22 protein-coding genes are annotated in these 26,891 nt (G+C 33.0%); 12 read left to right on the top strand and 10 right to left on the bottom strand.

Features of this window, described 5'->3' with window-relative positions; genetic code table 11:
* Positions 1–142 precede the first annotated feature (142 nt).
* From ACNRYB_RS01145 to ACNRYB_RS01105, 9 genes are all read left to right on the top strand, one after another.
* Complete coding sequence (locus ACNRYB_RS01145) at positions 143–1,621, top strand: SGNH/GDSL hydrolase family protein (protein WP_473729006.1); 1,479 nt, start codon at positions 143–145, stop codon at positions 1,619–1,621.
* Complete coding sequence (locus ACNRYB_RS01140) at positions 1,618–3,039, top strand: GDSL-type esterase/lipase family protein (RefSeq protein WP_473729005.1); 1,422 nt, start codon at positions 1,618–1,620, stop codon at positions 3,037–3,039. Before ACNRYB_RS01145 ends, ACNRYB_RS01140 begins: the two co-directional genes overlap by 4 nt.
* A 1-nt stretch (position 3,040) precedes the next feature.
* Positions 3,041–4,723 (top strand): MBOAT family O-acyltransferase, encoded by a 1,683-nt coding sequence (locus ACNRYB_RS01135; protein WP_473729004.1) that lies wholly within the window; start codon positions 3,041–3,043, stop codon positions 4,721–4,723.
* Between the two features lie 238 nt (positions 4,724–4,961).
* Complete coding sequence (gene ffh, locus ACNRYB_RS01130) at positions 4,962–6,326, top strand: signal recognition particle protein (protein WP_129748989.1); 1,365 nt, start codon at positions 4,962–4,964, stop codon at positions 6,324–6,326.
* Between the two features lie 130 nt (positions 6,327–6,456).
* Positions 6,457–7,344, top strand: coding sequence for a bifunctional 5,10-methylenetetrahydrofolate dehydrogenase/5,10-methenyltetrahydrofolate cyclohydrolase (locus ACNRYB_RS01125; RefSeq protein ID WP_073416324.1), 888 nt, complete (start codon positions 6,457–6,459; stop codon positions 7,342–7,344).
* A gap of 222 nt (positions 7,345–7,566) precedes the next feature.
* Positions 7,567–8,493 (top strand): magnesium transporter CorA family protein, encoded by a 927-nt coding sequence (locus ACNRYB_RS01120; RefSeq protein WP_091134675.1) that lies wholly within the window; start codon positions 7,567–7,569, stop codon positions 8,491–8,493.
* Between the two features lie 486 nt (positions 8,494–8,979).
* Positions 8,980–9,594: a hypothetical protein gene (locus ACNRYB_RS01115; RefSeq protein WP_473729003.1), complete on the top strand. Its 615-nt coding sequence runs from the start codon at positions 8,980–8,982 to the stop codon at positions 9,592–9,594.
* Between the two features lie 4 nt (positions 9,595–9,598).
* Positions 9,599–9,889 (top strand): winged helix-turn-helix domain-containing protein, encoded by a 291-nt coding sequence (locus tag ACNRYB_RS01110; RefSeq protein WP_008464519.1) that lies wholly within the window; start codon positions 9,599–9,601, stop codon positions 9,887–9,889.
* Positions 9,890–9,948: 59 nt separating this feature from the next.
* Positions 9,949–11,337 carry a DUF4153 domain-containing protein gene (locus tag ACNRYB_RS01105; protein ID WP_473729002.1) on the top strand — a complete coding sequence of 463 codons (1,389 nt, stop codon included), beginning with the start codon at positions 9,949–9,951 and terminating at the stop codon, positions 11,335–11,337.
* Positions 11,338–11,373: 36 nt separating this feature from the next.
* Here the strand turns inward: ACNRYB_RS01105 and rluF are convergent, their stop codons facing one another.
* From rluF to ACNRYB_RS01090, 3 genes are all read right to left on the bottom strand, one after another.
* Complete coding sequence (gene rluF / locus ACNRYB_RS01100) at positions 11,374–12,213, bottom strand: 23S rRNA pseudouridine(2604) synthase RluF (RefSeq protein WP_129748881.1); 840 nt, start codon at positions 12,211–12,213, stop codon at positions 11,374–11,376.
* A gap of 107 nt (positions 12,214–12,320) precedes the next feature.
* The gene (locus ACNRYB_RS01095) at positions 12,321–12,668 is read right to left on the bottom strand and encodes an antibiotic biosynthesis monooxygenase family protein (RefSeq protein WP_343707535.1); all 348 of its coding nucleotides are present in this window, start codon (positions 12,666–12,668) and stop codon (positions 12,321–12,323) included.
* A gap of 12 nt (positions 12,669–12,680) precedes the next feature.
* A complete protein-coding gene (locus tag ACNRYB_RS01090) occupies positions 12,681–13,832 on the bottom strand; it encodes a cytochrome P450 (protein WP_473729001.1) in 1,152 nt (383 codons plus the stop codon).
* 74 nt (positions 13,833–13,906) lie between these two features.
* Between ACNRYB_RS01090 and ACNRYB_RS01085 the strand changes: the two genes are divergently transcribed.
* Positions 13,907–14,587: an ArsR/SmtB family transcription factor gene (locus ACNRYB_RS01085; protein WP_473729000.1), complete on the top strand. Its 681-nt coding sequence runs from the start codon at positions 13,907–13,909 to the stop codon at positions 14,585–14,587.
* A gap of 175 nt (positions 14,588–14,762) precedes the next feature.
* Here the strand turns inward: ACNRYB_RS01085 and ACNRYB_RS01080 are convergent, their stop codons facing one another.
* The 4 genes from ACNRYB_RS01080 to ACNRYB_RS01065 form a co-directional block, all read right to left on the bottom strand.
* Entirely contained in the window at positions 14,763–15,620 is an 858-nt protein-coding gene (locus ACNRYB_RS01080; RefSeq protein WP_473728999.1) for an alpha/beta fold hydrolase, read from the bottom strand.
* A 171-nt stretch (positions 15,621–15,791) separates the two neighbouring features.
* The gene (locus ACNRYB_RS01075; protein WP_091496387.1) at positions 15,792–16,571 is read right to left on the bottom strand and encodes a zinc ribbon domain-containing protein; all 780 of its coding nucleotides are present in this window, start codon (positions 16,569–16,571) and stop codon (positions 15,792–15,794) included.
* A gap of 3 nt (positions 16,572–16,574) precedes the next feature.
* Positions 16,575–17,669 (bottom strand): Nif3-like dinuclear metal center hexameric protein, encoded by a 1,095-nt coding sequence (locus tag ACNRYB_RS01070; protein ID WP_473728998.1) that lies wholly within the window; start codon positions 17,667–17,669, stop codon positions 16,575–16,577.
* Between the two features lie 127 nt (positions 17,670–17,796).
* The gene (locus tag ACNRYB_RS01065) at positions 17,797–20,139 is read right to left on the bottom strand and encodes an erythromycin esterase family protein (RefSeq protein ID WP_473728997.1); all 2,343 of its coding nucleotides are present in this window, start codon (positions 20,137–20,139) and stop codon (positions 17,797–17,799) included.
* 364 nt (positions 20,140–20,503) lie between these two features.
* On the opposite strand from ACNRYB_RS01065, the gene lpxK reads away from it, so the two are divergent.
* On the top strand, positions 20,504–21,517 hold the full coding sequence (gene lpxK / locus ACNRYB_RS01060; RefSeq protein ID WP_473728996.1) for a tetraacyldisaccharide 4'-kinase: 1,014 nt from the start codon (positions 20,504–20,506) through the stop codon (positions 21,515–21,517).
* Between the two features lie 33 nt (positions 21,518–21,550).
* On the opposite strand, the gene ACNRYB_RS01055 is transcribed toward lpxK, so the two are convergent.
* From ACNRYB_RS01055 to lipA, 3 genes are all read right to left on the bottom strand, one after another.
* On the bottom strand, positions 21,551–23,722 hold the full coding sequence (locus tag ACNRYB_RS01055) for a tetratricopeptide repeat-containing hybrid sensor histidine kinase/response regulator (RefSeq protein ID WP_473728995.1): 2,172 nt from the start codon (positions 23,720–23,722) through the stop codon (positions 21,551–21,553).
* Positions 23,723–23,751: 29 nt separating this feature from the next.
* Complete coding sequence (gene gap / locus ACNRYB_RS01050) at positions 23,752–24,747, bottom strand: type I glyceraldehyde-3-phosphate dehydrogenase (protein WP_129748889.1); 996 nt, start codon at positions 24,745–24,747, stop codon at positions 23,752–23,754.
* Between the two features lie 88 nt (positions 24,748–24,835).
* The gene (gene lipA, locus ACNRYB_RS01045) at positions 24,836–25,702 is read right to left on the bottom strand and encodes a lipoyl synthase (protein ID WP_008464530.1); all 867 of its coding nucleotides are present in this window, start codon (positions 25,700–25,702) and stop codon (positions 24,836–24,838) included.
* Between the two features lie 299 nt (positions 25,703–26,001).
* Here lipA and ACNRYB_RS01040 point away from each other — a divergent pair, with 299 nt between their 5' ends.
* The gene (locus ACNRYB_RS01040) at positions 26,002–26,874 is read left to right on the top strand and encodes a M48 family metalloprotease (RefSeq protein ID WP_473728994.1); all 873 of its coding nucleotides are present in this window, start codon (positions 26,002–26,004) and stop codon (positions 26,872–26,874) included.
* The last annotated feature ends 17 nt before the right edge of the window (positions 26,875–26,891 follow it).

Below are 26,891 nucleotides of genomic sequence, written 5' to 3'. Positions count from 1 at the left end.
TTTTGTTCTACTTTCCTGTTAAAATGAAATAGAAACAAAATGTTATTCTATCTTTGCACAAATTTTTTCTGCAGTAACTAAGCCGTTATTAATTGGTTTAGTTTTTGAATGCAGTCCTTCATACTTTATTATAATTATTTAAGTGAATACAAAGTCTTATTTTTTTCAGTCTTTTGCTATCGTAGCTTTGGCATTGGTGGCTTTTATTGGATTCAAACAAATCCTTCCAGACAAAATATTTTCTGAGAGTAAGTTAGATTCTAAAAATATATTAATAGACAGTCTGCTTTTAGAATCTGTTGCCCAAGATTCTCTTTCTTTAGATAAGGACAGTATTGCTGAAAGTGAAAAAGAGCTGAATCAGCAGAAAATTGTTTTTGATGAAACCGAAGGAATCGAATTTCCTGCTGAGACATTCGAAAATTATAAAGGATATCAATACCTGATTTCTTTCTATGAAAAATTGTATCAGTTAGAGAAAAATCCGCAGAACAAAGTTAGAATCGCTTACTACGGAGATTCTATGACTGATGGCGATTTAATCGTTCAAGATGTTCGTACCAATTATCAGGAACGTTTTGGAGGAAATGGAGTTGGATTTGTTCCTATCACTTCAGAATCTGCTGCTTCGAGAGGTTCTGTAAAATCAACTTATTCTAAAAACTGGAAAACGCAATCTTACTTAAATGTAAAAAGACCAACAAGTCCTTTTGGAGTTAATGGGCATGTGTTTTTTGCAAATGATAAATCTAATCCTACTTGGGTTCAGTACGAAGCTGGATTGAACAAATATTCAACTTCTTTAGATAACGCCACATTATTTTATGGGCGTGCTGCTAAAACAGGAAAAGTGAATTTCATTATCGGAAAAGATACAATTAAGAAAAGCCTTTCTCCAAATAATTTAGTGAACACGTTAAAAGTTTCATCGGGAAGTTTAAAAGCTTTTAAAGCTAATTTTGTTCAGGCAGATTCTATTCCGATTTACGGATTTAATTTTGATAACGGAAGCGGAGTTCACGTAGATAATTTCTCTCAGAGAGGAAATTCAGGACTTCCAATTTCTATGTTCAATGCTGATGTAATGAGAGCTTTCAATAATAGTTTGAAATATGACTTGGTTATCCTTCATTACGGGACCAACGTTTTAAATTACGGAACTAAAAATTATTCTTGGTATGAAAGAGGAATGACAAAGACCGTTAATAAAATTAAAGAATCGTTTCCTGGTGTTTCAATTTTAATCGTTTCAACTGCTGATAAATCGACAAAATATGATTTGGAAATGAAAACCGATTCAGCGGTAGTTCCTTTAATGAAAGCGCAAAAACATTATGCTTTAGAAACTCATGCAGGGTTTGTAAACTTATATACTTTAATGGGTGGAGACGGTTCTATGATAAAATGGGTTGACGAAACTCCGGCAAAAGCAAATAAAGATTATACGCATTTTAACCAGCGTGGCGCAAAAGCGATTGGTAATTTGCTTTACGAACAATTGAATAAAGGTTACGAAGAATATAAAGTACTCAGACAAAAAAGAGATGCTGAAGGAACTAAGCCAAAACCAGTAAAAAGAGCCAGACCCGATTCCATTTTAGTAACAAAAGATAGTGTATGATAAATAAACTTATGGTTTTCTTTTGTTGTCTTTTTTTTACAACAAATGAAAAAACTCCTAAAACAGATGTACAGCCAACACACGAAAGTATGATTCAAAAAGTGGATACAGCAGCAATTGATGCTCCTTCTGATGGCCAGATTTATAACGCAAAAGCGATAAGCGATTTTTTTGAGAAACTGGAAAAAAATGAAGATCAGAAGAATCAAAAAATCAATATTGTGCATATTGGCGATTCGCATATTCAAGGCGACTTGATGACCAATGAAATCAGAAAAAAATTGCAGCAGAGGTTTGGCAATGCTGGGCGTGGTTTAGTATTTCCATATCAATTGGCCAAAACAAACGGATCTTACAACGAACGTTTTCGATCTAACAGAACTTGGGAAAGCTATAGAAATATTCACCCATTTAAACAATGTCCGATTGGGATAAGCGGAATTGGGCTTTGGCGAGATTCTGGCGGATTTGTAATGGAGATGAATGTAAAAGATCCAGCGTATAAATTCAATACAATAAAAATTATTACGCCCCAGAATCAGAATATGTTCGATTTGGCAATTTCGTCTAAAATCAATTCTATTCAGACAACCGAGCGAAGAGTTATTACCCATAAGATTAAAAAAGGCGAAGTGCTTGGAACAATTGCAGATAAATACAATGTTTCGGTTGCTGAAATTAAAAGAGACAATCGTTTAAAAGGGAATAATATTCGTGCAGGAAGAACATTAAAAATTGCCACAAACGAGACAAGAGCAAAGACGATTTCAATGTCAGAGTTTGTTCCGTTGGCAATCGAATCAGATTCTTATACGCATTTTTATAATTCAGAAAATGCATTAAGCCGAATTTTCTTGATTCCAAACAAAGAGGCAAAAGATTATGAGCTAAACGGAATTGTTTTAGAAAAAGACGCTCCAGGAGTAATTTATAGCAGTATTGGAGTAAATGGAGCTAAATATTCAGATTACAATAAATATCCGTTGTTTTTTGAGCAGTTGAAATCATTGCATCCCGATTTGCTGGTTTTTTCACTGGGAACAAATGAAAGTTATGATCATTTAGATCCAGAGAATTATATTAAAGAGTTACGAGAGTTTATCAATAATGTAAGAGCACAAAAAATAGACGCTCCTATAATTGTAATGACGCCTCCGCCATCATTGTTAAGACGAAAGCCAAATCACTACATTGATAATTACGCGAGACAAATTATAGATATAGCCCAAAAAGACGGTCTTGCCGTTTGGGATTTGTACGACGAATTTGGAGGTATGAGCGGAATCAGACAATTAAAAGTACAAGGGCTAATTGGACCAGATTGGGTTCATTATTCTAAAAAGGGATACGAGAAACAAGGAGATTTGTTCACTCAAGCGATTTTAAGATCATACGATAATTTTAAATTAAAGAAGTAAGTTGACGACAATAGAGAGCATTAATAATTGGTTCATTCAAAATTTTGGTGCAATTACAATAGAACAAGTTAAAAGTTGGTTCGTTTATAATGAAGACGAAAAACTTTTATTCAATACCGGTTTATTCTTAGGTTTATTTCTGGTTTTCTATTTTGTGTATGGTTTTTTACGCAAAACATTTTATTTGAGATTAACATATGTTATTCTCTTCTCATTATTCTTTTACTATAAATCAAGCGGAATTTACTTTCTGCTTTTATTGCTTTCATCAGTAGTAGATTATGGTTTGAGCCAGATTATTTACAGAGAAAGCAGAGACAGCGTTAAGAAATTTTACTTGGTGATAAGTGTTATTTTGAATTTGGCACTTTTGGGCTATTTCAAATACATGAACTTTTTGATTGTGACTTACAATGACATGTTTCATGGTAATTTTGCACTTCATAATGTTTTTCTTCCTGTTGGAATTTCGTTCTACACTTTTCAGTCGATGAGTTATATTATTGAGATTTACAGAGAAGAAATCAAACCGACAAAAAATTACATTGAATATTTATTCTTCGTTTCGTTTTTTCCACAGTTAGTTGCTGGGCCAATTGTACGTGCAAAAGATTTTCTTCCTCAGATTTACCAAAAATTGAATCTGACGAAACAAGACGTAAACAATGCTTTGTTTTTGATTATTGGAGGTTTGATAAAGAAAACGGTAATTTCAAACTACATATCTGTAAACTTTGTTGATCGTGTTTTTGATACGCCAATGAGTTATACTTCTTTTGAAAACTTAATGGCGTCTTACGGATACGCGATTCAGATCTACTGCGATTTCTCAGGATATTCAGATATGGCCATTGGTATTGCATTACTGCTTGGATTTAAATTGCCAGTCAACTTTAGAACACCATATAAATCAACTTCGATTACCGATTTCTGGAGAAGATGGCATATTTCGCTTTCAACTTGGTTAAAAGACTTTTTATACATTTCGATTGGTGGAAACCGAGAAGGTTCTTTCGCTGGATATTTATTTCCAAGTTTATTTTTCTTTGGCTTATTGCTTTGGGGAATGTCTTGTTATAATGAAAGTGTAATTCCGCTTTTCATTGCAGGAATTAGTATCTTAATTTTTGCTTTATCGTTTTTACTGTCAAGCAAAATAAAACAAACCTTAGTAACCAATTTCAACTTGTTTACTACAATGCTTTTAGGAGGATTGTGGCACGGAGCAGGAGCGCAGTTTATAGTTTGGGGAGCACTTCACGGATTAGCTTTAGCGGTTCATAAAATTTTCATGGAATTCTTTCCTTCAAAGAAAGATAAGAACCCGAATTTCTTATGGAGATTTTTCTCAATCGTAATTACATTTCATTTTGTAGTTTTCTGTTGGATTTTCTTCAGAGCAAGAGATTTTGAAACAGCACTACAAGTAATTAATAATATCGGACAATTAACATTCGAACCGGAACTTTGGAAAACAATTGTCTTAGGATATAAAAATGTATTTGGATTAATGTTGTTCGGTTACGTTTGGCATTTCTTACCAGAAACATTCACCAACGGAATGAAATCGGTTTTCGACAAAACTCCATTATTAGTAAAAGCTATAATCTTAGGATTTGTTTATTGGATTGTATACGCAACTGCGGTAGCAGGTTCGCAACCGTTTATTTACTTCCAATTCTAAAAAGATATAGCCGCAAAGGCACAAAGGCGCAAAGGTCTTATTCTTTGCGCCTTTTATATTTATAGCCACAGATTAAAAGGATTGAAAAGATTTTTTAAAATCTGCTAAAATCTTTTTAAATCTGCGAGAAACAAAAACTTTGAGCCTTTGAGCCTTTGTGGCAAAAAATTGCGTATAAATAAAAATTGCCTGAAATATCTAATTAGATTATCTTTGCACTTCAAATAAACAAAAAGATATGTTTGATAATTTAAGTGATAAGTTAGATAAAGCGTTCCATATATTAAAAGGACACGGTAAAATTACAGAAGTAAACGTTGCCGATACCTTAAAAGAAGTTCGTCGTGCTTTACTTGATGCCGATGTTAACTTTAAAATTGCTAAAGATTTTACAGCAAGAGTAAAAGACAAAGCAATTGGTCAGGACGTATTGACAACCTTACAGCCAGGACAATTATTAGTAAAACTGGTAAAAGATGAGTTGACAGAATTAATGGGTGGAGATGTTGCTGGTGTAAACTTATCAGGAAATCCAACTGTTATTTTGATGTCAGGACTTCAAGGTTCTGGTAAAACTACTTTCTCAGGGAAATTAGCTAACTACTTAAAAACAAAGAAAAACAAGAAACCACTTCTTGTAGCGTGTGATATCTACCGTCCGGCGGCGATCAATCAGCTTCATGTTGTTGGAGATCAAATAGGAGTTGAGGTTTATTCAGAACCAGAAAATAAAAATCCTGTAGAGATTGCTCAAAACGCAATCAAACACGCCAAAGCAAACGGATTCAATGTTGTTATCGTCGATACAGCTGGACGTTTGGCAGTAGATCAGGAAATGATGGATGAAATTGCACGTGTACACAAAGCAATTCAACCACAAGAAACATTGTTCGTTGTAGACTCTATGACAGGACAAGATGCTGTAAACACAGCAAAAGCTTTCAACGATATCTTGAATTTTGATGGAGTTATTTTAACGAAATTAGATGGTGATACTCGTGGTGGAGCAGCGCTTTCAATCAAATCTATTGTAAACAAACCAATCAAATTTGTTGGTACTGGAGAAAAAATGGAAGCAATTGACGTTTTCTATCCAGAACGTATGGCAGAGCGTATCTTAGGAATGGGAGACGTTGTGTCTCTTGTTGAAAGAGCTCAGGAGCAATTTGACGAAGAAGAAGCAAGAAAACTCCAAAAGAAAATCGCTAAAAACGAATTCGGTTTTGATGACTTCTTAACGCAGATTCAGCAAGTAAAGAAAATGGGTAATATGAAAGATTTGGTTGGAATGATACCAGGAGCTTCAAAAGCCATGAAAGATGTTGAAATCGAAGATGATGCTTTCAAACATATCGAAGCGATCATTTATTCGATGACGCCAGCTGAAAGAAGCAAACCAGCCATTATCGACGTAAAAAGAAAAGCCAGAATCGCTAAAGGTTCGGGAACAAAAGTCGAGCAGGTAAATCAGCTGATGAAGCAGTTTGACCAAATGAGCAAGATGATGAAGATGATGCAAGGCCCAGGCGGAAAAAATCTGATGAAGATGATGGGAGGTATGAAAGGGATGCCGGGTGGTATGCCAGGAGGAATGCCGAGATAAAATAAGAAAAAGTTTCAAGTTTAAGGTTTCAAGTTAAGAGGCCAAAACTTGAAACTTTTTTAATTACATTAATAGTAAGTTTCAACAGTAACATGAAACTTGAAACCTGAAACAAAAACAACAAAACACAATGCAACTACTAGACGGTAAAAAAACATCTAACGACATTAAAAACGAAATTGCAATCGAAGTTCAATCTATAAAAGCAGCTGGAGGAAAAGTGCCTCATTTAGCAGCAGTTTTAGTGGGTAATAACGGGGCAAGTTTAACTTACGTAGGAAGTAAAGTAAAATCATGCCAAGAAATCGGTTTTGATTCAACTTTAGTTGCTTTACCAGAAACTATTACAGAAGACGAACTTTTAGCAAAAATCAAAGAATTGAACGAAGATGATAACCTTGATGGATACATCGTTCAGTTGCCTTTGCCAAAACATATCGACGAGCAAAAAATCTTATTAGCAATCGATCCAGACAAAGACGTTGACGGATTTCACCCGACTAACTTTGGAAGAATGGCTCTTGAAATGGAAAGTTTTATTCCAGCAACACCATTCGGGATTATGGAATTGTTAGAACGTTACAAAGTTGAAACTTCAGGAAAACATACCGTTGTAATTGGTAGAAGTCACATCGTAGGACGTCCGATGAGCATCTTAATGAGCCGTAAAGGAAATCCAGGAGATTCTACAGTTACTTTGACTCATAGTCGTACTAAGGATTTAGCTGAATTCACTAAAAATGCTGATATCATTATCACAGCTTTAGGAGTTCCAGAATTCTTAAAAGCAGATATGGTAAAAGAAGGAGTAACCGTTATCGACGTTGGGATCACACGTGTAGAAGATGCCTCAAATGCAAAAGGGTATGTTATCAAAGGTGACGTGGATTTTGACGGAGTAAGCAAAAAAGCATCGTTCATTACGCCAGTTCCAGGTGGAGTAGGACCAATGACAATTGCAATGTTACTTAAAAATACACTTTTAGCAAGAAAAATGAGAAGCGCAAGAAATCAATAATTTCTTCCTGAATAATATTCAAAACCCGTTCAAACGAACGGGTTTTGTCGTTTTTAATATATAATTAATAGTTTAAAGTTTCGGTTCTTAAAAATAAAGGATACTTTTGCAGCACTTTAAAAAATAACACTTCTCCAAATGGACGATTATTATTATTCGTTAGTATTAAATTAAGCAGCTTTTGAAATTTCAAAATGCTGCGCTAAAAACCTGTATTTTGAAATGAAAGCCTTTTACACAAACAACAACGGATTAGTAGAAATCCAAAAATGGACTTCAAATTGCTGGATTCATATCGAATCTCCAACAGAATCAGATAAAAATTATTTATTAGAAGAACTTCAAATTCCTGAAGCTTTTTACAATGATATCGAGGATATCGACGAAAGACCTCGTATCGAAATCGAAGACGGCTGGACTTTGATTATTATGCGCATTCCTATTAAAAGTGGCGATGTCAAAATTCCGTTTCATACCGTTCCGCTCGGGATCATTTTTAAAGACGACATCTGCGTAACTATCAGCTTTTATAAAACAGAAATCATAAAAGATTTTGTGGCTTATTCACAGCGCAAAAACATCGACATAGAAGACAATTTCAATTTAGTTTTAAGATTGCTTTTGTCTTCAAGCGTATGGTATTTGAAATATCTAAAACAAATCAACCAGAAAATAAAACTGGCAGAAGATAATTTAGAGAAATCAATCAAAAACGAAGAATTGCAAGCCTTGCTACAAATCGAAAAATGCTTTGTATTCTTCATTACTTCTCTAAAAGCAAATGACGTTTTATTTCAAAGAATCAAAAATCTAAAAGCGCACAAAGCTAGTTACGATCCAGAATTGTTAGAAGATGTTGAAATCGAATTAAATCAGGCGCAAGACACAGCCAACATTTATAATAACATCTTAACTGGAATGATGGATGCCTACGCTTCTGTAATTTCAAACAACATGAATAATATCATGAAGCAAATGACATCAATTTCAATCATTTTGATGATTCCAACCCTAATTGCCAGTTTGTACGGAATGAATGTCCCAAACGGATTAGAAGAAAGCAAATACGGAATCTGGATCTTACTTTTAGTCTCCATAATTCTATCTACTTTTGGAGTCTTTTTATTCAAACGCAGAAGATGGTTCTAAAACTTTAAATAACATTTAAGGCCTGTTCGTTAAGAATGGGCTTTTTTGTTTTTATAATTTGGGCGTGACCCCGACCCGTTGAGAGGGCAAATATACTTTGCGCTTATACGCCCTCTCAACGGGTCGGGGTCGGGCTATCCGCGCTACTTCGGTAGCTTGCTACTATCCCTCACGCAACTTTACGGAGAGACCTAACAGGTTTTTAAAACCTGTTAGGTCTTGTTGGATATCTTTTAAATATAGTCCCTACGGGACAAAAAAACGACGTAAATTATTGTTATACTAATATTTAATCTCTCCGAGATAACCCCGCTAGGAGTGAAATATCGGTAGCTCAAAATTATTAATACCCACATAAATATCCCGTAGGGATTATACATTTAAAGGAACAGAATACAGATTAAGATATAAAACAATTATTTTTTCACATTTTTTACTTGCCAATTCAAAATAAATAATAACTTTGTAACGCAAAGTACTTTAATTATGAATCAAAAGCACCAAGAAGATTTAGCACATATTCGTTCCATGATGGAGCGCTCTTCAAGATTTATATCGTTAAGCGGACTTTCAGGAGTTTTCGCGGGTCTTTCGGCTTTAATTGGTGGAATCTATGTATACCAATTGTTCAAGGCAAATGGAATGGATTATTTGACCGAAGAACATAGATTATATTCCGCTAATTTAGTTTCAGAATTATTCTGGATAGGAATCGGAATTTTAGTTTGCGCATTTGCATTCGGAATCTTTTTCACCATTAGAAAAAGCCGAAAATACAATCTGCCAATTTGGACATCTGCTACAAAAAAAATGCTATTCAACTTAACAGTTCCTTTGTTTGTAGGAGGTATATTCTGTCTAGCGATGATGTATCACGGTTACTTCGGATTGGTTGCGCCATCGACTTTGCTTTTTTATGGTTTAGCGCTTATTAATGCAGAAAAATATACTTTTTCTGATGTAAAATATTTAGGTTTCTGCGAACTTTGTTTGGGATTAATTGCTCTTTTCTTTATTGGGTATGGATTGATTTTCTGGATTCTCGGATTCGGAATCCTGCATATCTTATACGGATTAGTAATGTTCAAAAAATACAAATAATTGAATGGGAATTATTGACAAACTAAATAAAGATTTCGAAAGCCGTGTCAGACTGGGTATTATGTCCGTTCTGATGGTTAACGACTGGGTAGATTTTACCGAGATGAAAACGCTTTTGAATATCACCGATGGTAATTTAGCGAGTCATTCTTCTGCATTGGAGAAATCTGAATATATCGAGATTAAGAAAGAATTTGTGGGCAAAAAGCCAAAAACATCTTATCAGGTAACACCGCTTGGCCGCGCGGCGTTTAAAGAGCACCTTTCTTACCTCGAAAAATTAATGAAATCTTAGAATCTAAAATTTTTTACCTAAAAACTTTGAATTACAAAGTACTTTTAAAAACTAAAACCATGAAAAAACATCAAATTATCTTCGCATGTACAGCGGTTTTCATACTGCTTTTTTACAACGAATCTGTTGGAATCAATATTTCTATTTTTGGCGTTTTGCTAACACTTTTAATTAGTTATTTCTTTCAAGAAAAGCTTGTAGATAGATCACACCTTGTTTTGGTAATGACTTCTATTTTGTCATGTTTTGCCTTTGCGTGGTATGGAGATGCGGCATCGTTTTTTGCCTTGGCCTTATCAATTTTGTTTTTACAATTTAAAACACAAGATGGCGAACTCAAAACGATACAGATCTTTCCATTAATAATTTTAAACGGATTTACATCAGTAGGACGTATTTTTCTTTTCAGCCAATGGCTTCCAGAAAGAAAAATCCACAATGATTTTGCTAAAAAAATAGTGGCGTTTGTTGTTATTCCAATCATTTTTCTTGGATTGTTTTTTATCGTTTACTCTTTCGGAAGCGATCATTTCTCTTCACTATTTACAGACTATGAATTGGATATTAATCTGCCTCAATTAATTGCGATGTGCATTTTAGGCTTTTATATTTCATTCAGTTTTTGGAATTATTGGGTTCCAGATGCTTGTTACGAATTCAATCCAAAGCTGAATAATGATTTCAGTGCTATTTCTGAAGTCAAAGACCAAAGCACTTTTTCTTTTCTTGATTTAGACTTCGAAAGAAAAAGTGGCGAAATCACATTGTTTCTCTTGAATATTATGCTTTTAGTTTTTATTGGAACTTACGATTATGAGCAATTCTTCGAAGTTGTAGAAAAAACAAATTTAAGCGCAGATACACACGAACGTGTAAACGCGGTTATCTTCTCAATTTTAATGGCAGTTGGTGTAATCCTTTTTTATTTTAAAGGCGGATTTAATTTTGATGAAAAAGCCAAATCTTTAAAGAACTTGGCAAAAGTTTGGCTTGTACTAAACGTCATTTTAATTGTAAGTGCCATGATTAAGAATACAGAATATGTTTCTTTTTATGGTTTAACCTATAAACGTCTTGGAGTTTATGCTTTTTTAATCTTAGCTATTATCGGATTGGTAGTTTCATTTCAGAAAATCAGAAAACAAAAAACTAATGCGTATCTTTTCAATCAGATGGTTTGGTATTTCTACGGAACGATTCTTTTGTGCAGTTATGTAAATTGGGGAAGTCTTGTTACCAATTATAATATTTCAGTAAACAAAGGAGTAGAGCCAGTTTTTTTAAGCGGTTTGAATTTCAATGATGATGTCCGTCGCGAATATTTGCAAAAGAATAATCTGGATGGAAAATATGCAGAAGCAGTAAGAGAAGAATTGATTTCGAATTATCAAAACTCAAGCTTTTTGTCTAAAGCTTTATATTATGAGTTTTTGGATAAAAGGAAATAAAATGAAAAATCCCATTCGTTCAGAATGGGATTTTCTTTATTTATTATCTCCTCTTTTTTTAAATCGAGGATCATGTTTTGAAACAAATGTTTTTCTTCTGGTTGGAGCTGAAGCTGAATTGGAACTTGAGCTTTCAACTTTAGGAAAACTTGCTTCTTCCGTTTTACTCGAAGGTTCAATTAACTGATTTAATTCTTTAATTTCAGCATCTGTTAAATCTCTGTATCTTCCAACTGGAACATCCAACGAAATATTGATAATTCGAATACGTTTTAAGGCCGTAACTTCGTAACCCAAGTATTCAGACATTCTTCTAATCTGACGGTTTAATCCCTGCGTTAAAATGATTTTAAAAGTGTATTTGCTAATTTGCTCTACTTTACATTTTTTAGTAACCGTATCTAAAATCGGAACGCCATTTCCCATTCGCTGAATAAAACGTTCAGTAATAGGTTTGTTTACTGTAACCGTATATTCTTTTTCGTGGTTATTTCTGGCACGAAGAATCTTGTTTACAATATCACCATCATTGGTCATAAAAATCAAGCCTTCACTGGCTTTATCCAGTCGTCCAATCGGGAAAATTCGTTTAGGATAATTAATATAATCAACAATATTATTTTTTACTTCAAGATTGGTCGTGCATTCAATTCCGACAGGTTTATTGAATGCCAAATAGATCATTTTTTCGTTTTTCTCAACGATTAATTTTCCGTCAACGCGCACTTCATCCTCTGGCGAAACTTTTGTTCCCATTTCCGGCACAGCACCATTTATTGTTACGCGTCCTTCTTCAATTAATTTATCAGCTTCACGACGAGAACAAAAGCCCGTTTCGGCAATAAATTTATTAAGACGTTTAAGATTTTCTTCCATACTGCAAAAGTAGGCAAAAGTTTAGACATCTTAGAATTTTAGGTTTTAGAAAAAAAACTTAGTCCCGATAGCTATCGGGATAGCAACTTAGAATCTCAACATCTTTTTTACGAATCATGAAAAATGGAACTGTCTTCTGGAGTTTCTTTTCTATCGAACATTCCATAATCACGAACTACAGATGCAATTCGTAAATGATAATCTTTAAAAACTTCATTTCGGCCTTTGGCTTGTGCGGCGCGATGCATTTCAATATTTCGCCATTGCTGAATACTTTCTTCATCTCGCCAAAAAGACAAAGACAAAACTTTTGAAGGATCGGAAAAACTTTGAAATCGTTCTATCGAAATAAATCCTTCAATATTATCTAATTCCGGACGCAGACTCGCGGCGATATCCAGATATTCTTCTTTTTTTCCTTCATTAGGAATCACTTCAAAAATTACAGCTATCATATTTTTATTTTTTTATTGTAATGAAGTCCAGATTGTTTTGGGCAATCTGGCGTTGATCATGGGTTCATGTTGAATATTATTTTCTAAAATTGCAATGGCTTTAAATTTATTAAATAGAAACCATAAAGCTTCAGTCGCCAAATGAATCGAAAAATGTTTAGCGAGACACATATGACCGCCAATTCCGAAAGTTAGATTTTCAGCATTAGTATTTCTTTCAATATCAAATTTTGATTCATTTTCAAATTTCTTCGGATCTCGATTTGCCGATGCAAGCACAACTAAAATTGAATCATTTTTTTTAATTAGGCTTTCGCCAATAGAAATGTCTTCGGTTGCAATTCGTCTTGTATTATGAATGGACGGATCAAAGCGTAAAGTTTCGATAACCGATTTTTCTATTTCTGTTCTACTGGAAAAAGTTTTTTTGTTTAAAATCTGTAAAAGCGAATTACTCAAAATTCCTCTTCCAGCATCAAAACTCTGAATAAATAATCCAATTAAATTGCTAACACAAATTGTTTTGATTTCGTCAAGCGAAAGCGAATTTGGCTCCGAAATTTTTGATGATAAAGATCCGTAAATGTTTAATTGAAAAAGCTGTTTCTCTACGATTGAAAAGATTTGTTCAGAAATTTCATTGATAGATTTTACTTGCTCTTCTGTTTTCTGCGGAAGCATTATTTTAACCAAAGATTCTATTTGGTTTGCTATAAACTCACAATCTTTTTCATCAAAACCAAAACTTTTCAAAACAGCTAAAACCGGCATTTTTTTGCAAACCGAATTTACCCAATCTATTTTATTTTCAGTCAAATCGTCTTTTATTAATTGAGAAATAATAGAATTAATATCGACAGATTTCATTTTTGAAAACAGCAATATTGCAATTTCTTTTGAAATTTCATGTTGTATTCCGTTTGACAATCGGGTTAAATTGGTTAGAATATTTAGAGCATGTTTATTCAGTTTTTGCTCGTTGTTTGGGTTTACAGCTGGAATCTCTGCTTTAGGATTTTTCAAAATAGAAACACAATCTTCATAAGGATATATTGCCCATATTTTATTTGTTTCATCCCAATAAACGGGATTGTTCTGTAACATGGTTTTATAATTCGAATAAGGATTTTCGATATCAGATTGAAGGAATAAAGTCGAAGTCATTTGGAATGTTTTTAGCAAAGTTATTTAACTTTACAAGGCGATACTTCATTCTGCACTTAACTATGAATACCTAAATGGAAGATCAATTTATAAAAACGGCCTCTTTAATTGGCGATCCAACACGCGCCTCAATTTTGTGGACTTTGCTTGACGGAAGAGCTTTTACAGCTACAGAATTAGCGGTTTCAGCCAATACTTCGCCACAAAATATAAGTATGCATTTGGGAAAACTTCTCGATGCCGATTTGCTTTGTGTAGAAAAACAAGGGCGTCATAAATATTACCGATTTTCAAATAAAGAAGTCGCGTACGCGCTTGAAGCAATGGCAAGTTTAGTTCCGAAACCAGAAGTTTCTTTAAAAAATAAACCAGAAAATTATCCGCCAATAAAATTCTGCAGAACTTGCTACGATCATTTAGCAGGGAAAGTAGGCGTGGCTCTTGCGGATAGTTTATTGGAACAAGAAATAATTGTCGAGAGGGATAATGTTTTTGAAATAAGTCTACACGGAAAAAAATGGTTTTCGGATTTTGGAATTAATTTGGAAGAAGCGCAAAAACAAAAACGAATTTTCTTAAAACCGTGTTTAGATTGGAGCGAACGAAGAAATCATATTGCGGGTTCAGTTGGAACTTTGCTTTTCAATAAAATGAAAAATGAAGACTGGTTAAGGAAAACCGAAAATTCAAGAGCGATAATTGTCACTGCAAAAGGAAAGAAGGAGTTGTTGAAATATTTTAAAATTGTTGTTTAGACAAGTTAGATTGTTAGACTTTTAGATTTCCTATAAAGTTTGTCATTCCGAACGAGGAATCTTCAAGAGTAACGTGACAAAGATTGGCGATTTTAGAAGCGGAGTTTCTTACGGAGATTCCTCGTTCCTCGGAATGACAAAAATGCGACAAAACCTCTGTCCCTTTGCAACTTTGTTACTTTGAACCTTCAAAAAGAAACTCAATCACTTTATCGTACAATTCATCATCATGCATTCCGTGACCTAAACCGCTGGTTTCAATAAATTGACTATTTTTCCAGCCTTGAGCTATTTTTTTTCCTTCTGCAAAAGCAACAATTTTGTCTGCCGTATCATGAGCAATAAAACCGGGAATTGTAATTTCTGATGCAAATTTTTGACCTGAAAAGTCTTCTAGCTTAAAGTTGAAACGGTTTATGAATTTACTTTCCAAAAGAGGCAACATTCTTCTATTCAAACTAAGCATCGAAATATAATTGTCAATCAAAGTTTTTAAATCTGAAGGAGCACCAAGAATAACCATTTTGTTGATGCTCGTATTCGGAAACAAATATTGATGGTAAATGCATGCAGCACCACCAATAGAATGTCCAATGATAATTTCGGGCTGATATTTTTCTACCGCTTTATTTATGAATTCAGCATAAAGCGGAACATTAAATTCTTTTCCGCTGCTTTGCCCGTGTGCGGGTGCATCAATAGCTATAATGGTACTTCCAGATTTTTGAAGATGTGGTAAAGTTTTTTTCCAGCGAGCAGCATTGCTTTCCCAGCCGTGAACTAGTAGAATTTTGGTTTCATTTCCTTTCCAGACGTAGGTTTGGAAATGATGTTCGTTATGATGAAATATTTCTGTTTCTGTATGTCGCAAAACTTTTGGAAGTTCTTCTTTTTTTAATCGGCCAATTCGTGGTTGGCTGAAAAGTGCATACGAAAGTTCTGTAGCTTTCTGAGGACGAACGTAACTCAAAAAATTAATATAAGATCCAACTGATTTTAAAGTAATAAAACGAATGCCTTTTTTAATTCCCAAAACTTAATTTTTTTTCTAAAGGTAAAAAAAAAGTCTGCCACGAATTACACAAATTAGCACGAATTTTTTATTCACATTATTATAGGTAAAAAAATAATTAGTGAAAATTTGTGTAATTCGTGGCTAAAATAAATGCAAAAAAAAAGTCCCGATTTAATCGGGACTTGATATTTAGAATTTTGCGAACAATTGTTCCATTTTTTCTTTTTCTTCTTCAGCTAATTGCGTATCAACTAAAATTCTTCCAGAGTGCTCATCAGTGATGATTTTCTTTCTTGAAGCAATTTCAACCTGAGTTTGAGGTGGAATTGTAAAGAAAGATCCAGCAGAAGCTCCTCTTTCGATAGAAACTACAGCTAATCCGTTACGAACACTGCTTCTGATTCTGTTATAAGCAGCTAATAATCTGTCTTCGATTTGTGCAGCATATTCAGCAGATTTCTCAGTTAAGAAAGTTTCTTCTTTCTGAGTTTCAGCCATAATAGCGTCTAATTCAGATTTTTTATGTTTTAAATGAGAGCTTTTAGCATCAAGTTTTTCTTTTAAATTAGAAATAACTTCTTTTTTGTGCTCGATAGAAGCTTTCATTTCTTTGATTTGCTTTTCAGCCAATTGAATTTCTAATTCTTGAAATTCAACTTCTTTTGTCAAAGAATTAAATTCTCTGTTGTTACGTACTGATTCTTGTTGTTTTGTGTACTTTTTGATCACTTCTTTATGCTCCTCAATAGCAATTTTTTTTGCTTTGATTTGCTCCTCAATCACTTCAAGTTCACCTTTCAGTTTTTCTGAACGAGTGCTTAAACCTGCAACTTCATCTTCTAAATCTTCAACCTCTAAAGGAAGTTCTCCTCTAACGTTTCTGATTTCGTCAATTCTAGAGTCAATAAGCTGTAAATCATATATTGCTCTTAACTTGTCCTCAACACTTAATTCTTTCGTATTCGTCATATTTTATAAGTACTTAACTGGATTTGTATTTTCTTCCGATAAAATGATCGCAAAATTAAGAATTTTTTTTCGAAGATAATCAACAATATAGTTTTTTGTATAGCGTTCACTCTCAAAATGACCAATATCCGCCAAAAGTAACTTGTTTTCGGCTTCATAAAATTGATGATATTTTAAATCGGCTGTCAAAAAAGCATCGGCTCCAGCCTGAATTGCATTTTTTATAGCAAAACTTCCTGAACCGCCCAAAACTGCCACTTTTTTTATTTTTTTGCCTAAAAAAGCAGAATGACGAATTCCATCAGCAATCATTTTGTCTTTTACGAAGTGAAGAAATTCTTTTTCATCCATTTCAGTTTCAAATTCACCAATCATTCCCAAACCAATATTTTGATGCGAATTTTCAAGATTATAAATTTCGTAAGCTACTTCTTCGTAAATATGATTGGCAAAAAGCGCTTTTAAAATTCGTGATTGCAAGTGTTTTTCAAAAACTACTTCGATTTTGATTTCTTCACCTGTATGCAGTTTTCCTTTTTCTCCAATTACTGGATTGCTGTCTTCGTTTCCTTGAAAAGTAAAAAAGCCTTGAGTGTTAAAACTGCAATTGTCATAGTTGCCAATTTTTCCTGCGCCTGCTTCAAATAAGGCATTTCGAACTTTATCGGCATTATCTGGAACGGTAAAAGTGACTAATTTTTGAATGAAATTTTGTTTCGGAATCAAAACTTTGGTATTTGTCAATCCTAAAGCATCACAGAAAATTTTATTCACGCCTTGCGAATGATTATCAAGCGCCGTATGAACGGCATAAATAGCAATGTCATTTTTGATTGCTTTTAAAATTGAGCGTTCTACGTAATTTTTACCTGTGATTTTTTTAATTCCAGAAAATAATATCGGGTGAAAACAAACTACCAAATTGCAGTTTTTAGCAATTGCTTCATCAATTACATTTTCTAAGGCATCGTGGCAAACTAAAATTCCTGTGCTTTCGGTTTCCGAATTGCCAACTAAAAGTCCAACGTTGTCAAAATCTTCGGCGTAAGCCAAAGGAGACATTTCTTCAAGAACCGCTATTATTTCTTTAATTTTCATTCGTATTTTAAAAGGTTTAAGGTGAACAACAAAAGTAATCCAAATTCTAAACTATTACAATCAAAGAAATAATGTGACTTTTACTAATTGAGATTTCTGGTGAATTTTAGTTTTAAATGATTTTCAGTTAATAACATAAATCGAAAATGATTTTTTCATCAGGCAGGATAAAACTGTTATTTTTCCAAAAATCTAAATTTTCAGGAACTGAATTATTTAAGCCAATTTTTAAAAGCGCTCGATTGAGTTTTTCAGTATTTATCATTTTTACTTCTGTAGACATTAGATTGTTGACATTATAGGTGTCGTATAAAAAGGAATTATCAGCTGTTGAAGTGATAATCGATTTGTCTATTACATTGAGATAATTAATAAAATATTTTCCATCTGATAGTTTATACGTTATTGTGATTTTATGATTCATTTGTGCAGTTTTACCAACCTGATTTTTTAATTCAAATGGTTCTCTGGTAACACAATGTTGATACTTTAATACAGCAAATGTTTGCGTGTCGATATATAAAACTCCAGATGATTTTTTTGGTGCAGGATAACCATAACCTGTAGAATATGCACCAGGCTCATTGTTTTGGAAGCTTATTTTGTAGACTTTCTGGTCGTTGTAAGGGACAATGCCTTCTTTTTTTAACGTATAAGAAGCGGGTTTATAAAGTACATTGGCTTTGCTTAGAATAAGATCACGATCAAACAGAAAAGCAAAAGTAGCCATGCTGCCGAGTTTGTTTTTCGAAGTATTTTTAATAATCTCGCGGGTTTGCTGTATTTCTCCAAATATTTTTTCTTCAGGATTATTGACACCTTTCATTCCTGTTGAATTATAGGTTGCTATAATTGATTCGTCATGAGAAATAACTTCATTGTTTTTAATTACTTTATTGCTAAAAAAGAATGTTTGATTGTACGGGTTCTGATCGTAATTGAGTTCAATATTAATCTGAGCTTTTGCTACTATTTCTTCTGCAGATAATGGTTTTGGGGTCGAACTTACTACAACTTCATTTAAATTAATAGTTTGAAAATGAAATGGTCTTAGTTTTATTTTTACAAAATGTTTATTCGTATCAACAAGATTTTTAATTGAAATCGTGTCCGAAATATATCCAAAAGCCGATACAATGATTTTGTCATTAAAATTGGGTTTATCTATTAGAATCGAAAATTCCCCTTCTTTATTTGCCAGAATATTTTTGTTTGTTTGTTGTATTGAGACGTCAGCATTTGCGATTATTTTATGATTTTTAAAATCGTTTATTTTTCCATTTATGACAAATGCATCGTTTTGAGCTTGTACATAATTTTCTTTTTCAAATAATCTTGTTTCAGGCTGATATGATTTTTTAATGAAAAAAAGACCATCAAAAATAGTATTCCATTTTGCTTTTATTGGTATGTTTCCTAATGCAGAGCAGTAATAACCATTAGTTTCTTTCTTGTCAAATTCGAAAAACACTTTTTTATAACCTTTATTTGAATTTTGTTGTTCGATGCTATTTTCAGGAGGAGTAAGAATTGGAAGAGTTTTGCCATCTACACGTCCATAAAATCCTTCGTAAGAGGAAAATGCAATACTATAAACTTCATTTTTAAAATAAGTTTTTAAAAGACCGCCCAGTGGTAATGCTCCTTCAAGAATTTTTGCTCCTTCGCCAGGAGTATAATCTGTAAAACCAGTGATTTTAAGCTCCATGTCTGACTGCTTTTGCAAATAACTTTCAGTTACTTCAGTAAATTCTGTTTGGTCGATATTTTTGGAAAAATGATAAGAAGCTCCCCAGCAAATCATTTTTTCATTTGGATACATTTCGGATAAGAAAATCAAATTTTTTGACATTTGCTTGTCTCTCGGATTTTGAACCGCAACTTTTTGGTTTTGCAATTGCATGACCTCAAAATTGACATCAGAAATTTTACTATTGATGACCTGTTTCAGCATTTTTTCATGGAAAGTCGGATTTTGTATTTCTTTGAGAGCGTTTACCAGAATATTAAAATCTTGATACAAATCGGTAGAATCTTTTTTGCTGTTGGCAATACTTTCCAAGTCTCTAAAAACAAAGGCTTTTTCTATTCTTGTCAAACTGTTTTTAGCAATATTAATTTTTCTGTTTTTGATCAAATCAGTTAAATCATTCATAAAATGATTCGAAAAAAGAATTCCTTCCTGGCTATCAAATCCTAAGATTTTTATAGTGTCTTTTTGTTTGGCGCGTTCTTCAATATAAAGAAGTAAATTTTGAAATGCTTTGGTATCAGACCAAATGTCTATAATACTTTGGTCGAAAACTTCTATTGCTGTTTTTTTTTTCGAATATTCTTGAAACGCTTTATACTGATCATACATTCCACTTTCGAAAGCGATAGCATTGTATTTCTGCTTTTCGTGCAGATATTTTATGATATTCACTTTTTCATCAAAAGTAGCTCCGTCACCATGAGATTGTTCTCCCAATAAAACGATTTTTTTATTTTTAAGAATGGTATCTAAAAACGAATAGTCATTATTTTCGATTTTGCAATATTTGCCCGATATTATATTTTGTGAAAAAGTTAAATTTAAAAGTAAAACACAAAATAGCGTAAAATAAAATTTCATGATCTATTAGTTTTCTAATCAGAATTCTCTTGATTAGATTTTAAATTGTTTAAGGAAAAATCGTTCTAAAAGTAGTGTAATAATTTATTGTTTTTAGATTTTTTTCTGATATTTCTTTTTAATTTTTGTAGATAACCAAAAGTTGCTTTGCGTATAATTTTATCAATTTTTATATTTTTATAATTTCTAATAATAGTATAAAAAATTATACTTTCGTAAAATGAACATACTTAGAAAAATACTTTTCCCATTCGCTATTTTATACGGATTCATAACCTCAATCCGTAATTTTCTTTTTGATAATGGAATTTTAAAATCGACTTCATTTGATCTTCCAGTTATTGCGGTTGGAAATCTAAGTGTGGGCGGAACTGGGAAAACGCCTCAAATCGAATATTTGATTCGTTTATTATCTGATAAATATAAAGTGGCTACTTTAAGCCGTGGCTACAAAAGAAAATCGGAAGGTTTTGTTTTGGCTGACGAAAATTCAAACGCTGAAATTCTGGGAGATGAACCTTTTCAGTTTTATCAAAAATTTCCAAATGTGATGGTGGCAGTTGATGCTAATCGTACAAACGGAATTATGCAATTACTTTCACAAAATGAAAAGCCTGAAATTATTTTGCTTGATGATGCATATCAGCACAGAAAAGTAAAAGCTGGTTTTTATATTTTACTGACTTCTTATGGAGATTTGTATGCAGATGATTTTATGCTTCCAACAGGAAATTTGAGAGAAAGTAGGAGTGGAGCAGAAAGAGCCAATATTGTTGTAGTAACAAAATGCCCTAAAATTTTAGCAGAAGAAGAGCAGGCAAAAATTAGATTGAAATTGAAGTTAAATGCTACTCAGCAAGTCTTTTTTACTTTCATAGATTATGATATAGTCATTTATGGTAAAAGCGAAAAAATTGCAGTTGGAGAAATTAAGTCAGAATCAAAATTGTTAATCGCTGGAATTGCAAAGCCGAAACCATTTTTTGATTATTTAAAAAATGAAAGCGATGAATGTCTTACTTTTCCAGATCATCATCATTTTTCTGATGCCGATTTAGATTCGATTCTACGCAAGGCAAACGGAAGAAAAATTATTACTACCGAAAAAGATTATGTGCGCTTAAAAGATTCGGATCTGGTTGATCAGTTATATTATCTGCCAATAAAAAGCTCTTTCATCAATCATCAGCAAGATTTTGATGCCACAATTTTAGAGTATATAAAGAAAACTTAGAATCTCAGTATCTCAGAAACTTAGGAATCTTAATTAATCAAAAAACTTAGCAATAGTGCTATAGAATTCGTCTGGAACAAAAGGTTTTGTGATTACATCATCCATTCCGTAAGAAAGAAGCATGTCTCGATTTTCGTCAAGAGAAATTGCTGTCAATGCTATAATAGGAGTGGCTTTATCAAATTCACGAATCATTTTTGTTGCTGTAGTTCCGTTAATGCCAGGAAGATGAACATCCATTAAAATCATATCAAAGCGTTTGATTTTTAAAAGTTCTACAGCATCTTCCCCATTGTCAACAATCTCGCAGGTAATGTTTTTATTTTCCAGCATTTTACGAGTGATCATTTGATTGATTTTGTTGTCCTCAATCAATAAAATAGATTTGTTTTTCAATTGTTTATCGTTATATGGTTTTACTTCTTCAATTACTTCCAATGGTTCGTTGTTGATTTTAAAATTCAACTTGAAGGTAAATGTAGATCCTTTACCTACTTCACTTTTTAATTTTATTTCGCCTCCTAGAAGTTCTATTAATTTTTTTACGATAGTAAGGCCAAGTCCTGTTCCGCCATATTTTCTATTTACTTCGATGGAACCTTGAGAAAAACTTTCAAAAACAGATTGTAGCTTATCCTCCGGAATTCCAATTCCAGTATCCACAATTTCAAAGTAAATAGTTGCCTCATCTTCTTCTTGCGAATATAGTTTTGCGATAACATTTACATGTCCGTTCTGGGTGAATTTTAAGGCATTGTTTATTAAATTAAGTATGATCTGAGATAGTTTTGTGGGATCTCCAATTAAATTGTCTGGAATTGCTTTGTCTATCTCTAAATTAAAGTAGTTTTTGTTGGCTGTAGCCAGCTCTTTTAGTGAACTTTGAATATTGAAAAGCAATTCTTTTAAATTGAAACTGATATTTTCAATTTCTACTTTAGTAGAATCAATTTTATTGATCTCAAGGATTTCATTGATAAAAGTAGTCAAATAATTTCCAGAGAATTTTAAAGATTCTAAGTATTTCAATTGTTTTTTCTTTGGCTTGTCTTCAAGCAAAATATGAGTAATTCCGTTAATGGCATTCAATGGCGTCCGGAGTTCATGGCTTACTGTAGACAAAAATTCAGATCGGGCTTTCGAAGCTTTTTCTGCTTTGTTTTTGGCTAAAATTAATTCTTTATTTTTTTCGCGAAGCAGTAAATTATTCTGATTTCGTATAATATTGTTTTTGTACAAAGCCAGACTCAAAAGTGATAAAATCGAAATTAAGGCAATTGCCAAAATGCTGACTAATTTAGAATAGCGATAAGTTTTAAGTTGGAATTTCTCTTCGCTTTCTCTTTTTATCGTATTGTTTAAAGATTGATTTTTTTTGAATTTTTCATATTCGTCCAAATCAATTTTGGCATTTTTTAGTTTTAAAAGATAATTTTCAATCTGATAATGTTCGTCTAGATAAGAATACGCCAGATCATAATTTTTATTCTGTTTGTAGTACTGGCTTATCGCTAAAACAATTTTCGATTTTTTTGGAAGATCATTGATTTTGTTGTTATAATCTAGTGCTTTGTCAAAATAGACAATAGCCGAATCATTTCTTTTAAGCTGTCCTTCAATTAAACCAAGCTGATAATAAGCGTCTACTTTTGTTTTTAAATTTGCGTTGTTATCTGGCTTTGCGGTAATTATTTTAAAAGTTTTTAAAGCAGATTTAAGATCATTATTGGTTTTAAATGCCAAAGCTTTTTGATAATTTAATGCTTCTGCATTGTCTTTAAGATCTAACTGTTTTAATAAATCTTGGGCTTTTGTATAATAAGCAGCAGCTGTTTTATAATCGCCCTTTGCGGTATTGGTTACACCAATATAATGCAGAGCTAAAACTTTTGTACAACTAGGTTTAAAGGTGTCAAATAAAGAAACTGTTTTGTGGAAGTTTTTTAAGGCGTCTTCAAACTTTTTTTGATTATAATAAATCTTGCCAAGCTTGAAAGTCTGATTGGCCAAATTCTCTTTTTTGCCATTTTCTTCACAAAAATTAATTGATTTTTCTGTGAAAAAAATGGCTTGATTGTACTTTTTATTATTTAGGTTGCTGTTTGCTAGCTTGTTATAATAGGTCACGCTATCCGTATTCTTTTTGGCTTGAGAATACAAAAACGAGTTAAAAAAACAAACAACAATAAAAAGACAGTATTTCATGTATGGCAATGCTTTTACAATGAATCTTATTATTTTCTTACCAGTAAAATTAAATCAATCAATCTTGATGAATAGCCAATCTCATTATCATACCAGCCTACAACTTTTACCATTTTGTCGATAACCGAAGTTAGCTGAGCATCAAATAAACAAGAATGTGTGTTGCCAATTACATCAACCGAGACAATCGGATCTTCGGTATAATCTAATATTCCTTTTAAATTTGTTTTTGAGGCTTGTTTAAATGCTTTGTTTATTTCTTCAATGCTAACAGCACGTTTTACATTGAAGGTTATGTCTGTTAATGAACCGTCTGGAACTGGGACTCTAATACCACAGCCACCCATTTTATTATGCAATTTAGGAAAAATTTTTGTTAATGCCTTAGCTGCACCTGTTGTTGTTGGAACAATCGACTGGCTAGCGCCTCTCGCACGGCGTAAATCCTTATGTGGCTGGTCGTGAAGGCTTTGGTCTGTCGTGAAAGAATGTATAGTTGTAATGTATGCTTGTTCAATTCCGCACAATTCTTCAATAATTTTAATCATTGGTGCAGCATTGTTTGTTGTACAGCTTGCATTTGAAACTATATTTTCGGTTCCGTCCAAAATATGTTCGTTTACTCCAAGAACTACTGTTTTTATAGTATCTACTTCTGAAGGAGCTGAAAGAATTACTTTTTTTGCTCCAGCTTCAAGATGCGCATTTAACTCTTCATGCGTTTTATACTTGCCCGTCGATTCGATTACAATATCAATCGAATGCGATTTCCAATCTATATTTGAAATACTTTTTTCGTGAAAAAAGAAAAAATGCCTTCCGTCTACAATAATGCTATTTTCGTCATGACTTACTTCATAAGGCAAAACTCCATGAATACTGTCATATTTAATTAAATGCGACATGGTTTTGTTGTCAGCAATGTCATTTATAGCAACGACTTCAATTTCAGGGTGATTTAAAAGCAATCGGAATAAGTTTCTGCCAATTCTTCCAAATCCATTAATAGCAATTCTTGTTTTCAATTATTTGGTTTATTCGTTTAATTGGTTAATCGTTTAATTGTTTTCAAACCGTTAAACGTCTCTACGATTAAACGATTAACCTAAAAATTTATAAAATATGTTTTTGTGCTTTGTATGAAGAACGAACAAGAGGTCCGCTTTCGACATGTCTGAAACCTAATTCAAGACCAAATTGTTCATATCTGGCAAATTGTTCAGGCGTAATAAATTCTTTTACAGGAAGATGTTTTTTACTTGGCTGTAAATACTGTCCAATGGTTACCACATCAACATTTGCATTTTTTAAATCTCTCATCGTCTGGAAGACTTCTTCTTCAGTTTCTCCAAGACCAAGCATAATTCCAGATTTTGTTCTGTTGATTCCTTTTTCTTTCAGATAACGAAGCACTTCTAAACTTCTGTCATATTTTGCCTGAATACGAACTTCGCGAGTCAAACGTCGTACTGTTTCCATGTTATGAGAAACCACTTCAGGATTTGCTTCTACAATGCGATCTATATTTCTTTCAATTCCTTGAAAATCTGGGATTAAAGTTTCAAGCGTAGTTTGAGGATTCATTCTGCGGATTGCTCTAACGGTTTCCATCCAAATGATAGAACCTCCATCTTTCAAATCATCTCTGTCAACACTAGTAATAACAGCATGTTTAATGTTCATAATTTTAATAGAACGCGCTACTTTTTCAGGTTCGTCCCAATCTACTGTTTCAGGTCTACCGGTTTTTACACCGCAGAATCCGCAAGAACGCGTGCAGACATTTCCTAAAATCATAAAAGTCGCTGTTCCTTCACCCCAGCATTCTCCCATGTTTGGGCAGCTTCCAGAAGTACAAATGGTATTTAAACTATATTTATCAACTAAACCTCTAAGTTCAGTATATTTTTGTCCAATAGGTAATTTTACTTTTAACCACTTAGGTTTTGTGGTTTGTGTATTTTCAGCGACTGTTTCCATATATCAATGTTCAAAGTACAAAGATACGGAATGTAGTTTATTTTGAGACGTTTATTTGCTTTTCCTTTACATATTATATTTGTCGAAGAGATTGAGGATAAGTTGGATCAAATGTTAATAAATTGGTTTTAAATATATTTTGAAGTGATTTTTTTAGTCTCTATTTAATGATTTGATATTCCATTTAGCTTTTCTGAAATATAAAAGTTCGGTCTTAATCTGTTACAAATTTGGCTTCTTGGGAACTTGCAAAATTCATGCAATACTAATTTTGCTGTTAATTTAACAGTTTTAAAACCATGAAAAAGAGAATTATTGTATTAGGAGCTTTATTTGCAATTTTAAGCCTTACCAAAGCAAATGCGCAAATACTTTCAGATAAAACTATGGGGGCTTTAGGCAAGGGTGTTTCAGGATTTACCTTTAGTGATGCAGACGCTGCGGCTTTAGCTAAACAATCTATTGCAGAATTGGATGCAAACAATCCAGTTGCAGATCCAAAAAATGGATATTCAATTCGTTTAGATCGCTTATTTGGAAAACATACCACTAGCGAAGGAGTTACTTTAAATTATAAAGTGTATTTAGTAAAAGATATTAATGCTTTTGCATGTGCTGACGGAAGTGTACGCGTATTTGCAGGTTTAATGGATATTATGGATGATAACCAATTGCTTGCTGTTATTGGTCATGAAATCGGGCATGTTGTGAATCATGATACAAGAGACGCGATAAAAGCGGCTTATAAAAAAGAAGCTTTATTAGATGTTGCTTCTTCTCAGTCAGGAAAAGTAGAAACTCTTACTCAATCTCAATTAGGGCAAATAGGAAGCGCTATGATTGATAGTAAACATAGTAGAAAACAGGAATCTGAGGCAGATAATTTCTCTTATGATTTCATGAAAAGAAATGGTTACGATGTGAATGCTGTAGAGTCGGCTTTTAGAATTCTTCAAAATTTAAGCGAAGGAGCAGAGGCTTCTTTTATGACGAAGATGATGAGTTCGCATCCAGATTCTGGAAAAAGAGCTGATACGGCCAAAAAAAGAGCAACAAAAGACGGCTTGTATCATGCTTACGAACAGCAAAAAATTGTAAATACAGCTCCTGTAATTGCAACGAAGAAAACAAGTACAACAACAAAGAAAACAAGTACAGCAAAAAAGAAATAAGCGATACATGATACAAA

The organism is Flavobacterium sp. CR10, from assembly GCF_055814415.1.
The sequence above is the reverse complement of the archived record's forward strand: the minus strand, read 5'-3'. Positions and strand labels throughout refer to the sequence as shown.